The organism is Streptomyces sp. NPDC048479, assembly GCF_040651435.1.
In the GTDB taxonomy this organism is placed as follows: Bacteria; Actinomycetota; Actinomycetes; order Streptomycetales; family Streptomycetaceae; genus Streptomyces.
Genome location: NZ_JBEZKA010000003.1, coordinates 1 through 13,054, shown reverse-complemented (window position 1 = coordinate 13,054; position 13,054 = coordinate 1). Strand labels below are relative to the sequence as shown.

At 67.5% G+C, this 13,054-nt stretch carries 15 protein-coding genes and 1 pseudogene; 9 read left to right on the top strand and 7 right to left on the bottom strand.

Features of this window, described 5'->3' with window-relative positions; all coding sequences use genetic code 11:
• Window positions 1-13: 13 nt before the first annotated feature.
• The 3 genes from AB0D12_RS05335 to AB0D12_RS05325 all read right to left on the bottom strand — a co-directional run bounded on the left by AB0D12_RS05335 (window position 14) and on the right by AB0D12_RS05325 (window position 2,745).
• Window positions 14-1,045: an alanine racemase gene (locus AB0D12_RS05335; RefSeq protein WP_362677315.1), complete on the bottom strand. Its 1,032-nt coding sequence runs from the start codon at window positions 1,043-1,045 to the stop codon at window positions 14-16.
• A gap of 121 nt (window positions 1,046-1,166) precedes the next feature.
• On the bottom strand, window positions 1,167-2,285 hold the full coding sequence (locus AB0D12_RS05330; RefSeq protein ID WP_327324753.1) for a peptidoglycan bridge formation glycyltransferase FemA/FemB family protein: 1,119 nt from the start codon (window positions 2,283-2,285) through the stop codon (window positions 1,167-1,169).
• A gap of 145 nt (window positions 2,286-2,430) precedes the next feature.
• Window positions 2,431-2,745 (bottom strand): hypothetical protein, encoded by a 315-nt coding sequence (locus AB0D12_RS05325; protein WP_362677313.1) that lies wholly within the window; start codon window positions 2,743-2,745, stop codon window positions 2,431-2,433.
• A 260-nt stretch (window positions 2,746-3,005) separates the two neighbouring features.
• Between AB0D12_RS05325 and rpsF the strand changes: the two genes are divergently transcribed.
• The 4 genes from rpsF (at window position 3,006) to rplI (ending at window position 4,706) form a co-directional block, all read left to right on the top strand.
• Window positions 3,006-3,296, top strand: a complete 291-nt coding sequence (rpsF, locus tag AB0D12_RS05320) for a 30S ribosomal protein S6 (RefSeq protein ID WP_004950685.1) — start codon at window positions 3,006-3,008, stop codon at window positions 3,294-3,296.
• A 74-nt stretch (window positions 3,297-3,370) separates the two neighbouring features.
• Window positions 3,371-3,961 (top strand): single-stranded DNA-binding protein, encoded by a 591-nt coding sequence (locus AB0D12_RS05315; RefSeq protein WP_362677311.1) that lies wholly within the window; start codon window positions 3,371-3,373, stop codon window positions 3,959-3,961.
• A 43-nt stretch (window positions 3,962-4,004) separates the two neighbouring features.
• Window positions 4,005-4,241, top strand: coding sequence for a 30S ribosomal protein S18 (gene rpsR, locus AB0D12_RS05310; protein ID WP_003956534.1), 237 nt, complete (start codon window positions 4,005-4,007; stop codon window positions 4,239-4,241).
• An 18-nt stretch (window positions 4,242-4,259) separates the two neighbouring features.
• Window positions 4,260-4,706 carry a 50S ribosomal protein L9 gene (gene rplI / locus AB0D12_RS05305; protein ID WP_362677309.1) on the top strand — a complete coding sequence of 149 codons (447 nt, stop codon included), beginning with the start codon at window positions 4,260-4,262 and terminating at the stop codon, window positions 4,704-4,706.
• A gap of 135 nt (window positions 4,707-4,841) precedes the next feature.
• On the opposite strand, the gene AB0D12_RS05300 is transcribed toward rplI, so the two are convergent.
• Entirely contained in the window at window positions 4,842-6,179 is a 1,338-nt protein-coding gene (locus tag AB0D12_RS05300) for an MATE family efflux transporter (protein ID WP_362677307.1), read from the bottom strand.
• 442 nt (window positions 6,180-6,621) lie between these two features.
• On the opposite strand from AB0D12_RS05300, the gene dnaB reads away from it, so the two are divergent.
• Window positions 6,622-8,085: a replicative DNA helicase gene (gene dnaB, locus AB0D12_RS05295; protein WP_327328403.1), complete on the top strand. Its 1,464-nt coding sequence runs from the start codon at window positions 6,622-6,624 to the stop codon at window positions 8,083-8,085.
• Window positions 8,086-8,318: 233 nt separating this feature from the next.
• On the opposite strand, the gene AB0D12_RS05290 is transcribed toward dnaB, so the two are convergent.
• The gene (locus tag AB0D12_RS05290; protein WP_362677305.1) at window positions 8,319-8,444 is read right to left on the bottom strand and encodes a hypothetical protein; all 126 of its coding nucleotides are present in this window, start codon (window positions 8,442-8,444) and stop codon (window positions 8,319-8,321) included.
• A gap of 300 nt (window positions 8,445-8,744) precedes the next feature.
• On the bottom strand, window positions 8,745-9,500 hold the full coding sequence (locus AB0D12_RS05285) for a helix-turn-helix domain-containing protein (RefSeq protein WP_362677303.1): 756 nt from the start codon (window positions 9,498-9,500) through the stop codon (window positions 8,745-8,747).
• 221 nt (window positions 9,501-9,721) lie between these two features.
• On the opposite strand from AB0D12_RS05285, the gene AB0D12_RS05280 reads away from it, so the two are divergent.
• The 3 genes from AB0D12_RS05280 to AB0D12_RS05270 are packed head-to-tail and all read left to right on the top strand — an operon-like array spanning window position 9,722 to window position 12,157.
• Window positions 9,722-10,393, top strand: a complete 672-nt coding sequence (locus tag AB0D12_RS05280; protein ID WP_362677301.1) for a DUF4097 family beta strand repeat-containing protein — start codon at window positions 9,722-9,724, stop codon at window positions 10,391-10,393.
• Window positions 10,394-10,406: 13 nt separating this feature from the next.
• Entirely contained in the window at window positions 10,407-11,369 is a 963-nt protein-coding gene (locus AB0D12_RS05275) for an ATP-binding cassette domain-containing protein (protein ID WP_362677299.1), read from the top strand.
• On the top strand, window positions 11,366-12,157 hold the full coding sequence (locus AB0D12_RS05270; RefSeq protein ID WP_362677297.1) for an ABC transporter permease: 792 nt from the start codon (window positions 11,366-11,368) through the stop codon (window positions 12,155-12,157). Before AB0D12_RS05275 ends, AB0D12_RS05270 begins: the two co-directional genes overlap by 4 nt.
• Here the strand turns inward: AB0D12_RS05270 and AB0D12_RS05265 are convergent.
• Window positions 12,138-12,260 (bottom strand): hypothetical protein, encoded by a 123-nt coding sequence (locus tag AB0D12_RS05265; RefSeq protein ID WP_362677295.1) that lies wholly within the window; start codon window positions 12,258-12,260, stop codon window positions 12,138-12,140. The two genes, AB0D12_RS05270 and AB0D12_RS05265, sit on opposite strands and share 20 nt — an antisense overlap.
• 713 nt (window positions 12,261-12,973) lie before the next feature.
• Here AB0D12_RS05265 and AB0D12_RS05260 point away from each other — a divergent pair.
• A pseudogene (locus AB0D12_RS05260) lies at window positions 12,974-13,054 on the top strand (VOC family protein); the annotation flags it as partial.

The following is a 13,054-nucleotide window of genomic DNA, read 5'->3' as shown; positions in this document are numbered from 1 at the left end:
TGGCCAGAGGGGCTCAGCGGTCGACGAGGCGGTCGAACTGCGTCGTCGTGTGGCGCAGATGAGCCACCAGTTCGTCGCCGACCTTCGGCTCCTGCGCGTCCGACGGTACGAACAGGATCGAGACCTGCATGTGCGGCGGCTCGGCGAACCAGCGCTGCTTGCCCGCCCAGACGAACGGCGAGAGGTTGCGGTTGACCGTCGCCAGGCCCGCGCGCGCGACACCCTTGGCGCGCGGCATCACACCGTGCAGAGCCTTCGGTGCCTCCAGGCCGACGCCGTGGGACGTACCGCCGGCGACGACGACCAGCCAGCCGTCGGATGCGGTCTTCTGCTGGCGGTAGCCGAAGCGGTCGCCCTTGGTGACGCGGGTGACGTCGAGGACGGCGCCGCGGTACTCCGTGGCGTCGTGGTCGCCGAGCCACAGCCGCGTGCCGATGCGGGCGCGGAATCGGGTCTGCGGGAACTGCTGCTGAAGACGGCCCAGTTCCTCGGCGCGCAGATGGCTGACGAACATGGTGTGCAGCGGCAGCCGGGCCGCACGCAGCCGGTCCATCCAGCCGATGACCTCCTCGACCGCGTCGGAGCCGTCCGTGCGGTCGAGGGGGAGGTGGAGCGCGAAGCCTTCGAGGCGTACATCCTCGATCGCGGCGTGCAGCAGGCCGAGCTCCTGCTCACTCACGCCGTGGCGCTTCATGGAGCTCATGCACTCGATGACGACCCGCGCTCCCACCAGGGCGTGCACACCGTCGACGGACGAGACGGAGCGGATGACGCGGTCAGGCAGCGGGACCGGCTCCTCGCCCCGCCGGAAGGGTGTGAGGACGAGGAGATCACCGCTGAACCAGTCCTTGATCCGGGCCGCCTCGTAGGTGGTGCCGACGGCCAGCATGTCCGAGCCGAAGCGGGAGGCCTCGTCCGCGAGTCGCTCATGACCGAAGCCGTAACCGTTGCCCTTGCAGACCGGCACAAGGCCGGGGAACTGGTCGATAACAGACTTCTGGTGCGCCCGCCAGCGCGCGGTGTCGACGTAGAGGGAGAGCGCCATGGCCGGCCCGGAACCTTTCTGGTGGCTGCGGTGTATCAGAGATATGTACGAGATCTACGAGACTACGGCGTGGTGCACGGCAACGTCAGCGGTGTCGGTCGCGGCGTCGCCAGTAGCGACTTCAGCGGCGCGACATGTAGATGTCGAGCGCCTTGTGGAGCAGCTTGTTGAGCGGGAAGTCCCACTCGCCGACGTACTCGACGGCCTCGCCGCCGGTGCCGACCTTGAACTGGATCAGGCCGAACAGGTGGTCGGTCTCGTCGAGGGAGTCGCTGATGCCGCGCAGGTCGTAGACGGTCGCGCCCATCGCGTATGCGTCCCGCAGCATCCGCCACTGCATCGCGTTCGAGGGCCGGACCTCGCGCTTGTGGTTGGCGGAGGCGCCGTAGGAGTACCAGACGTGGCCGCCGACGATCAGCATGGTCGCGGCCGCGACGTTCTCGCCCTCGTGGCGGGCGAAGTACAGCCGCATCCGGTTGGGGTCCTCGCCGTTCAGGACGGACCACATCTGCTGGAAGTACGACAGCGGGCGGGGCCTGAAATGGTCGCGCTCTGCGGTGACTTCGTAGAGCCGCTGCCACTCGGCGAGGTCGTCGTAGCCGCCCTGGACGACCTCGACGCCGGCCTTCTCGGCCTTCTTGATGTTGCGCCGCCACAGCTGGTTGAAGCCCTTGAGGACATCGTCCAGCGAGCGATTGGCGAGTGGTACCTGGAAGACATAGCGGGGCTGCACGTCACCGAAGCCGGCGCCGCCGTCCTCGCCCTGCTGCCAGCCCATCTTGCGCAGCCGGTCGGAGACCTCGAAGGCGCGCGGCTCGATATGGGTGGCCTCGACGTCACGCAGCCGCTTGACGTCCGGGTCCTGGATACCGGACTTGATGGCGGCCGCGTCCCAGCGGCGAATGACCACCGGCGGGCCCATCTTCACGGAGAAGGCGCCCTGCTGCTTGAGATGGGCGAGCATCGGCTGCAGCCAGTCGTCCAGGTTCGGCGCGTACCAGTTGATCACCGGGCCCTCGGGCAGGTACGCGAGATAGCGCTTGATCTTGGGCAGCTGGCGGTACAACACCAGCCCGGCACCGACCAGTTCACCGCTCTTGTCGAACCAGCCAAGGTTCTCCGAGCGCCATTCGGTCTTCACATCAGCCCACGCCGGGACCTGGCAGTGACTTGCCGCGGGCAGGCTCTGGATGTAAGCCAGATGCTGCTCTCGGCTGATGGTCCTCAGGGTCAGGGTCATGCGGGGCGCTCCTCGGCAGGTGTGTCCCCATGGGTACAGGGGCTCCGGCTCTCGCGCCGAAGCCTACTGCGCTGGGGGAGCGCCCCGGATGGCTGTAGGGAAGGAGCGTCCTTGTGACCCCCGTCCCCTCCTGTTCTGCTCTGCCCTAGCTGACGATTCCGCCGAAGAGTCCGCCGTGTGCCATGCCGAGGTAGAAGCCGACCGCGGAAGCGCCGAGACCGATGATCAGCACGAAGCGTTCGCGGGTCGTCGCCGAGATGAACTGCCCGTACGCGCCGGTGATGATTCCCACCAGCCCGGCCCACGAGCTGAGCAGATGGAGGTTGTAGAACATCGCCGAGACGAAGGCGACGGCGCCGAGCACCAGCGTCACCGCCATCAGGGTGTCCTGAAGGGGATGGGGCTTGCCGTCGGTGGCGAAGAGGGAGACTGAGGACTGACGTCGCATTGCCTGTGCCATGAGGCACCTCCTGGCGTTGCCGGAAGGCGGCGCATCGTAGCGCCGCGCACACCCGATGTGTACAGATTGCGTCTCCTGGCCACCGGATTTCAACCGGAAGCCTGTCTGCAGGTACTCTGTACGGTCTGCACCGGTGTCTGCCCAGGCCAGAACGCGATCCTCCCGGATTGTCAGTGGCGGCCGATACCGTTGCTTACGCATCACGACCCTCCTGCCACGGAACGACCGTGGCCGCTGAGTCCAAAGGAGGTGGGTTCCACATGCGTCACTACGAGGTGATGGTCATCCTCGACCCCGATCTCGAGGAGCGCGCTGTCTCCCCGCTGATCGAGAACTTCCTCTCCGTTGTCCGTGAGGGCAACGGAAAGGTTGAGAAGGTCGACACCTGGGGCCGTCGTCGTCTCGCTTACGAGATCAAGAAGAAGCCCGAGGGCATCTACTCGGTCATCGACCTGCAGGCCGAGCCTGCGGTCGTCAAGGAGCTCGACCGCCAGATGAACCTGAACGAGTCGGTCCTCCGGACCAAGGTCCTCCGTCCCGAGACCCACTGAGCACCTAGCTCAGAGGTCATCGGGTTCGAGTAGCAGCAAGCAGCCAGAAGCAATCCCCGCCGAGAGGTTCACCCATGGCAGGCGAGACCGTCATCACGGTCGTCGGCAATCTCGTCGACGACCCCGAGCTGCGCTTCACCCCCTCCGGTGCGGCGGTCGCGAAGTTCCGTGTCGCGTCCACTCCCCGCATTTTCGACAAGCAGACCAATGAGTGGAAGGACGGCGAAGGCCTGTTCCTCACCTGCTCGGTCTGGCGTCAGGCGGCGGAGAACGTCGCGGAGTCGCTTACGCGAGGCATGCGCGTCGTCGTGCAGGGCCGGCTGAAGCAGCGGTCCTACGAAGACCGCGAGGGCGTCAAGCGCACGGTCTACGAGCTGGACGTCGAGGAAGTCGGCCCCAGCCTGAAGAACGCCACGGCCAAGGTCACCAAGACCACCGGTCGCGGTGGCCAGGGTGGCTATGGCGGCGGTCAGCAGCAGGGCGGCGGCAACTGGGGCGGCGGTCCCGGTGGTGGTCAGCAGCAGGGCGGCGGCGGTGCACCCGCCGACGACCCCTGGGCCACCAGTGCGCCGGCCGGCGGCGGCCAGCAGCAGGGCGGTGGGGGCAGCTGGGGCGGAAGCTCCGGCGGTTCCGGCGGCGGCTACTCGGACGAGCCTCCCTTCTAAGGGCAGCTCGTACCCCACTTCTTGATCACACAGGAGATACACCATGGCGAAGCCGCCTGTGCGCAAGCCGAAGAAGAAGGTCTGCGCATTCTGCAAGGACAAGACCGTGTACGTGGACTACAAGGACACGAACATGCTGCGGAAGTTCATTTCCGACCGCGGCAAGATCCGTGCCCGCCGCGTTACCGGCAACTGCACGCAGCACCAGCGTGACGTCGCCACGGCAGTGAAGAACAGCCGTGAGATGGCGCTGCTGCCCTACACGTCCACCGCGCGATAAGGGAAGGGTGACCGACCAATGAAGATCATCCTCACCCACGAGGTCTCTGGCCTCGGTGCCGCCGGCGATGTCGTTGACGTCAAGGACGGTTACGCTCGCAACTACCTGGTCCCGCGTGGTTTCGCGATCCGCTGGACCAAGGGTGGCGAGAAGGACGTGGCGCAGATCCGCCGCGCCCGCAAGATCCACGAGATCGCGACCATCGAGCAGGCCAATGAGATCAAGGGCCGGCTCGAGGCCGTAAAGGTGCGTCTGGCTGTTCGCTCCGGCGACGCCGGCCGCCTCTTCGGCTCCGTCACCCCGGCCGACATCGCCTCGGCGATCAAGGCTGCCGGTGGTCCGGACGTCGACAAGCGTCGCGTTGAGCTCGGTTCGCCGATCAAGACCCTGGGCTCGCACCAGGTGTCTGTGCGTCTGCACCCCGAGGTTGCCGCGAAGCTCGGCGTCGAGGTCGTCGCCGCGTAACGCTGCGCTCTGCAGTGCACGCGCTGCATAGCACGTGAGGGCCGCACCCCCTGGGGGTGCGGCCCTCTTGCTGTTCGTCCGCAGTCGTCCGTTTCACGTGAAACATCGACCGTGGAACCCCGGACAGGCGGTCTTTCAGCGCGTCGCACCGGTGACGAGCCAGCGGCCGGAGCGCATTCTCAGCCAGAGCGTCAGCATGCGCACGGTCATCATCAAGGTCATGGCCCACCACAAGGCGGTCAGTCCGCCACCGAAGGCGGGGATGAGCAGGGCGACCGGAGCGAAGACCGCCAGCGTCACCAGCATCGCCCCGGCCAGGTAAGAGCCGTCACCGGCTCCCATCAGTACGCCGTCGAGGACAAAGACCACGCCCGCGATCGGCTGAGAGACGGCGACCACCATCAATGCCGGGAGCAGGGTGCTGTGCACCGCCTGGTCGCTGGTGAACAGAGGGAGTAGGAGTGGTCGGGAGGCCACGATCACGATGCCGAGAACCACACCGGAGGCGATGCCCCACTGCACCATGCGGCGGCAGGCCTGCCGGGCGCCCTCGGCGTCGTCGGCTCCCAGATAACGGCCGATGATCGCCTGCCCGGCGATGGCGATCGCGTCGAGTGCGAAGGCCATCAGGCTCCACAGGGAGAGGACGATCTGATGGGCGGCGATCTCGGTGTCACCGAGGCGGGCCGCGACGGCAGTGGCGATCATCAGGACTGCACGCAGCGAGAGTGTGCGGATCAGGAGGGGGACACCCGCCTGAGCACTGGCACGTATCCCGGGGGCGTCGGGGCGCAGGGAGGCGCCGTGCCGACGCGCTCCCCGTACGACCACGACCAGATAGGCGGCGGCCATCGCGCACTGGGCGATAACGGTGCCCCAGGCGGAGCCGGCGATGCCGAAACCGGCGCCGTAGACGAGGGCGACGTTGAGTGCCGCGTTGGCGGCGAAGCCGCCGATGGCCACGTACAGAGGGGTCCTGGTGTCCTGCAGGCCGCGCAGCACGCCGGTGGCGGCCAGCACGATCAGCATTGCGGGAATGCCGAGGCTGGAGATCCGCAGATATGTGGTGGCGTACGGGGCGGCGGTGTCGGAGGCGCCGAAGAGCTGTACGAGCCAGGGGGCGGTGGGCAGGGTGACGGCGATGACGGCGACACCGAGCAGCAGGGCGAGCCAGATGCCGTCCATGCCCTGCCGGATGGCGGCCGCGAGATCGCCGGCGCCTACGCGGCGTGCGACGGCAGCCGTGGTGGCGTAGGCGAGGAAGACGAAGATGCTGACGGCGGTCATCAGAAGAGCCGAGGCGACCGCCAGTCCGGCAAGTTGCGGCGTGCCGAGGTGGCCGACGATGGCGCTGTCCACCATCACGAAGAGAGGCTCGGCGACGAGGGCGCCGAAGGCGGGGACGGCGAGCGTGATGATCTCTCGGTCGTGCCGTTGCCGACGCGCCTTGGGTGCTGCGGGAGCCTCTGTCATGGCATCAATCTAATCTTCCACAGGTAAGAGATGCAATCGCCTTGCAGCCCTTACCAATCCTCTCGGTGCACCTTCGGCTGTGTGCCGTTTGTTCTGATCTTGGTCCAGTCGGGAAAGTTTTTCTCCCCCACAGCCAGTGGACGGAAAAGAGCCAGGTCAGAGTGTGTATGGCGGGGTGACTATGAATTTGTCCACAGTGCTGTCCCCCGGTCCGTGCACAGGTTCCGCAGGGTTCTCCACAGCATCTGGTCCGTCGTCCACATGGCCTGTGGATAACCAGATTGGCTGACGGTGCCGACGGGCCTACCGTGGACCGTCGCCCGACGCGCCGGAAGCGGAGTCTGGCCGTTCGTTTTGTCAGTGTCGTGCCGTAGAAAGAGTGGCACGGCGAGGTCCGCGGAGCGGACGGGAGGAGGTGGCCCGGGTGAGCATTTCCGAGCCCTTGGACGACCCGTGGGCCGCAGACGGTCCCAGTGATCGTCTGCCCGTCTCCCGCCAGCGTCGCGGCGAAGGCCGCGGTGGTCGAGAGGACCAGCACGAGCGCGGCAGGGACAGCGGTGGCTGGGACGGAAGCTCCCCCGGCTTCGAGCGCGTGCCTCCCCAGGACCTGGACGCCGAGCAGTCCGTCCTCGGCGGCATGCTGCTCTCCAAGGACGCCATCGCCGACGTCGTAGAGATCATCAAAGGCCACGACTTCTACCGGCCCGCCCACGAGACGGTCTACACGGCGATCCTCGACCTCTATGCCAAGGGCGAGCCGGCCGACCCCATCACCGTCGCCGCCGAGCTGGTCAAGCGAGGCGAGATCACCCGGGTCGGCGGAGCGCCGTACCTCCACACGCTGGTCCAGTCGGTGCCGACCGCGGCCAACGCCTCGTACTACGCGGAAATCGTCCATGAGCGCGCTGTGCTGCGCAGACTCGTGGAGGCCGGCACCAAGATCACGCAGATGGGATACGCGGCCGACGGCGACGTCGACGAGATCGTCAACTCCGCCCAGGCCGAGATCTACGCCGTCACCGAGCAGCGCACCAGCGAGGACTATCTGCCGCTCGGCGACATCATGGAAGGCGCGCTCGACGAGATCGAGGCGATCGGCTCGCGCAGCGGCGAGATGACGGGTGTACCGACCGGGTTCACCGACTTCGACTCACTGACCAACGGTCTGCACCCCGGCCAGATGATCGTCATCGCGGCCCGGCCCGCCATGGGTAAGTCGACGCTGGCGCTGGACTTCGCCCGGGCCTGTTCGATCAAGAACAACCTGCCCAGCGTGATCTTCTCTCTCGAAATGGGACGCAATGAGATCGCGATGCGCCTGCTGTCCGCAGAGGCGCGGGTGGCGCTGCATCACATGCGCTCCGGGACGATGACGGACGAGGACTGGACCCGGCTGGCGCGCCGCATGCCGGATGTCTCCCAGGCCCCGCTGTATATCGACGACTCCCCGAACCTCTCCATGATGGAGATCCGCGCGAAGTGCCGACGGCTGAAGCAGCGCAATGATCTGAAGCTGGTCGTCATCGACTATCTGCAGCTGATGCAGTCCGGTGGCTCGAAGCGCGCCGAGAGCCGTCAGCAGGAGGTCTCGGACATGTCCCGAAACCTCAAGCTGCTGGCCAAGGAGCTCGAGCTCCCGGTGATCGCGTTGTCCCAGCTGAACCGTGGCCCCGAGCAGCGTACGGACAAGAAACCGATGGTCTCCGACCTGCGTGAATCGGGCTCCATCGAGCAGGACGCGGACATGGTCATCCTGTTGCACCGCGAAGATGCGTACGAGAAGGAGTCTCCGCGCGCGGGCGAGGCGGACCTGATCGTGGCCAAGCACCGTAACGGTCCGACGGCCACGATCACGGTCGCCTTCCAGGGGCACTACTCGCGCTTTGTGGACATGGCGCAGACCTGATCGAGCAGTTGTGGGTCTCACAAACCGCGGCACAGTCTCACGATCTTGGCATCGAACGCGGCATCGAACAGAGAAGTCGCAGTTCAGCGATGTCCTGTCGCACTCCAGCTGACGGATTCTCACTCGATCTCATGTGTGGCGACAGATTCTCACTTGCGCCACGTGCTGCGTGTCGATGTTCGCTTCGGCCATGGGTTTGATCTCGCTTTGGTCGTCGTCTGATCGTGGCTGGCTCAGCGGGCGGCGTCGAACTCGCCCACCACCTGCGGCAGGGCCTTCAGGACCGTCGTGGAGTGGTCGAACTCGCCGATGTCACTGAGCTGTTGGTCGGCCCCGCCTGTCCGGGCCGACGTGCGCATCGCGGCTGACGGACGAGGACCGGTGTGGGCTGACCGCGCTCTTCTGGTCGAACGTGACCCCCAGGGCACCTTCCGTCTGGACGTGGACGCCCGGCTCGACCTGGGGCCGGCCGTGGCCGTGTCCCACCCCCGTACCCCGGCGGATGCCGCCACCCGATCAGCCACGGAGCTGCGCTGAAGGACTTGCCGACCTCACCGATCCCCGCATGAACGAGGCCGCCTGGCGGGCGCGCGATGGGGTCGGCTCAGGTTGAAGGATCCGGCGCGGGCACCACTGGCTGTGACCATCAAGACGGCTGTCTATCCGCGATCTGAACTTGGCTCGGCAGTGCCGCCCGAGGTCGTTTCGGATTTCGTGTAGAGGACCTCGCGGGCCTGCTCCGCGGCGCGGATGATGCTCTCGCCGACGAAGTCGACGAAGCGGGCGATGTTCTCGAGGCGGGCGGCGGCCGGGGTGTCGGGGCCGAGGATGCTGACGCCCTGCCGTGCGGTCTCGGCGAGCTGGGTGTGGGACTGGGCGCTGGCGATCATCCCCTGGTACCAGACGTCGTTGTCGACGACGTAGCGCTCGCGGCGGCGTTCGTCGCGTTCCCGGCGGATGAGGCCCTGGCTTTCGAGGAGCGTGATCGCTTTGGAGATGGACGCCGGGCTGACCTGGAGGTGCTGGACGAGTTCGGACGCGGTGAGGCTGCCCGCGTCGGTGGTGTAGAGGGACACCAGCACCCGGGACGTCATCTTGGGCAGGCCCGATTGCATGAGGAGGGTGGTGAACACCTCCTCGTACTCGCGCACGGCCTCGGCGTCGCGTCCGTGGGCTTGTGGGGGCGCCTGCGGCACTCGGGGCGCGGCCTGCCTGCGCCGGTGGGTGCGGCGTTCGGTGGCGCGGTGGGCCAGGTCGGCGCGGTAGGCGGTGGGACCGCCGTTGCGCATCACCTCGCGCGTGATCGTCGAGGTGGGGCGGTCGAGGCGTCTGGCGATCTCCGCGTAGGCGAGGCCGTCGGCCAGCCCCAGCGCGATCTGCTGACGTTCCTGCTGGGTGAGCCTGCCTCCCGGCATCGCGGTCTCCTTCGTGGTCCTTGGTGTCTCCAGTATAGCGTTCACTCGTCATCCATTGCAACGAACAGGAGGGCTGTTGTTGCATTAGAGACAAAGCCATTGCAACGATTTCTTAGCTCTTACCTGCAATGATGGCGATTGCGTGCAACGATTTTGTTGCCGAATCCTTGAATGCAACGTAGCGTTTCTAACATCAGAAACAACGGCCGAAGGAGCGCACGATGCAGAAGTTCGACACCCCCACCCCGGTCTCTGCCGTCCTCGACATCCCCGCGGGACGCATCCGGTTCATCGCCGCCGACCGGGCCGACACCACGGTCGAGGTCCTGCCCGCGGACGCCTCGAAGGGCCGCGACGTGAAGGCGGCGGAGCAGATCACGGTCGAATACGGCGACGGCGTCCTGCGGATCGACGCCTCACCGGCGAAGAACCGGATCCTCGGCAACTCCGGATCCATCGAGGTGACCATCCAGCTGCCCGCCGGCTCCCGCATCGAGGCGAAGGCGGCCAGCGCCGAGTTCCGGGGCGTCGGACGGCTCGGCGACGTCGCCTTCGAGGGCGCGGAGGGCTCGGTCAAGCTCGACGAGGCCGCGAGCGCCCGCCTCACCCTCCTCGCCGGCGACGTCTCGGTCGGCCGCCTGGGCGGCCCCGCGGAGATCAGCACCCAAAAGGGCGACATCCGGATCGCCGAGGCCGTGCGCGGCACGGTCGTGCTGCGCACCGAGTCCGGCGAGGTGTCGGTCGGCGCCGCCCGCGGAGTCTCCGCCTCCCTGGACGCCGGCACCGCCTACGGCCGGATTCACAACGCGCTCAAGAACACCGACGGCGCCGCCGCCGGCCTGAACATCCACGCGACCACCGCCTACGGCGACATCGCCGCCCGCAGCCTCTAAAGGAGCACCCATCATGACCAACCTGGCCATCGCGGCGAACGGGCTGCGCAAGTCCTACGGCGACAAGGTCGTGCTCGACGGCGTCGACCTGGCCGTACCCGAAGGAACGATCTTCTCCCTGCTCGGCCCGAACGGCGCCGGCAAGACCACCGCCGTGAAGATCCTCTCCACTCTCATCTCCGCCGACCCGGGCACCGGCGACATCCACATCGGCGGCCACAACCTCGCCGCCGACCCCCAGGCGGTGCGCGCCGCGATCGGCGTCACCGGCCAGTTCTCCGCCGTCGACGGCCTGATCACCGGCGAGGAGAACTTGCTCCTCATGGGCGACCTGCACCACCTGTCCAAGCGCGAGGGGCGGCGCACCGCCGCTGAGCTGCTGGAGCGCTTCGACCTCACCGACGCCGCGAAGAAGCCCGCCTCCACCTACTCAGGCGGCATGAAGCGCCGCCTCGACCTCGCCATGACCCTGGTCGGCAACCCGCGGATCATCTTCCTCGACGAGCCGACCACCGGCCTCGACCCGCGCTCCCGGCACAACATGTGGCAGATCATCCGCGAGCTCGTCTCCGACGGTGCCACCGTCTTCCTCACCACCCAGTACCTGGAGGAGGCCGACGAGCTCGCCGACCGTATCGCCGTGCTCGACGACGGGAAGATCGCCGCCGAGGGCACCGCCGAGGAGCTGAAGCGGCTCATCCCGGGCGGGCACGTGCGGCTGCGGTTCGATGACCCGGCCGCGTACCAATCCGCCGCCGTCGCCCTGCGCGAGGTGACTCGGGACGACGACGCGCTGTCGCTGCAGATCCCCAGCGACGGCAGCCAGCGCGAGCTGCGCTCCATCCTCGACTGGCTGGACTCGGCCGACATCGAGGCGGACGAGCTGACCGTGCACACCCCCGACCTCGACGACGTGTTCTTCGCCCTGACCGGCGGCGCCGCCGTCCCCAACCAGCCCAAGGAGACCGTCCGATGAGCACCCTCTCCCTCGCCGTGCGCGACTCGTCCACGATGCTGCGCCGCAACCTCCTGCACGCACGGCGCTACCCGTCCCTCACCCTGAACCTGCTGCTCACCCCGATCATGCTGCTGCTGCTCTTCGTCTACATCTTCGGCGACGTGATGAGCGCGGGCATCGGCGGCGGCGGCGCGGACCGCTCCGAGTACATCGCCTATATCGTCCCGGGCATCCTGCTGATGACCATCGGCGGCACCACGGTCGGGACCGCGGTGTCCGTCTCCAACGACATGACCGAGGGCATCATCGCCCGGTTCCGCACGATGGCGATCCACCGCGGTTCGGTGCTCGTCGGGCACGTCGTCGGCAGCGTGCTGCAGTCGATCATGAGCGTGGTCCTCGTGGGCGCCGTCGCCGTGGCCATCGGCTTCCGATCCACGGACGCCACGGTCCTGGAGTGGCTGGCGGCGTTCGGGCTGCTCGTGCTCTTCGCCATGGCGCTCACCTGGGTCGCGGTCGGCATGGGCCTGATCAGCCCGAACGCCGAGGCCGCCAGCAACAACGCGATGCCGATGATCCTGCTGCCGCTCTTCTCCAGCGCCTTCATCCCGGTCGACACGATGCCGGGCTGGTTCCAGCCGATCGCCGAGTACCAGCCGTTCACCCCGGCCATCGAGACGCTGCGGGGGCTGCTGCTCGGCAGCGAGATCGGCAACAACGGGTGGCTCGCCATGGTCTGGTGCCTGGGTCTCGCGGTGCTCGGCTACTTCTGGTCGACCTCGAAGTTCAACCGCGACGCGAAGTAGCCGCCATGACAGCGCGGGCCGCATCCCGCAACTCGTCCCGCCCCAGGGCGGCGTACTCCGACACCGCGTCGGCGTACGCCGCCCCGTCGGCGTTCTCGGCCATCCGGCCCGGGGATCCCCGGGCCCCTGGGGTCGATTCCGCAGGTCGGCGTCCGGCAGCCGTGGCGTCATGTCCGACCAGCCCCAGTTGCTGGCCGGTCAGTTGTCCCGTGGTGTCCGAGCTGGGATTCCGGGGCCAAGCAGGCGGGCCGCGACCCATACCTCGCGGTCGGCATGGGACAAGATCGCGAGACGACGCGCCCCTGTCCCCGGCCGAGACAGTGCAAGAACGCCCAGGTCATCAATTCGGAATAGGGCATTCCGAATTGGAGCCTCCACAGGCGGACCGCACCCCCTCATCTTGCGGGAGGCCCTCGCCCTCATGCATGGCAACGACTCGTACGTTTCGCGGCCGCATCGGGCTTCCCCCGATGCGCGAGGCAGCCCAAGTCCTCGGCATCAACCAGTCGACCCTGGTGATCCAGATCAACCGCCTTGAGTGCGACCTCGGACCAACCGCTGGAGGTCGGGAGGCTACGGCCCGGGAGCGGGTGGAGCGCACCCGGGAGCAGAACGCGGAGCTGAACCGGCGACTGGTGGCTGGAGGAGGCGCTGTCCCGGCTTGTGATCACCTGGGAGACGGTTGAGGAGATCCTGGGCGACGGGGCCCCAGGCGCTGCGCGACGGCGGGGATGCGACCGTGTGCGGCGAACAGGTGGCCGGATCGATCAGGAATCGAGAAGCGTGGGTCCCGGAGCCGCACCTAGCGTGACTGCCATGGACATCACCATTCACACGAGCTTCCTCCCGCATGACGACCCGGACGCGTCCCTGGCTTTCTACCGCGACACCCTCGGC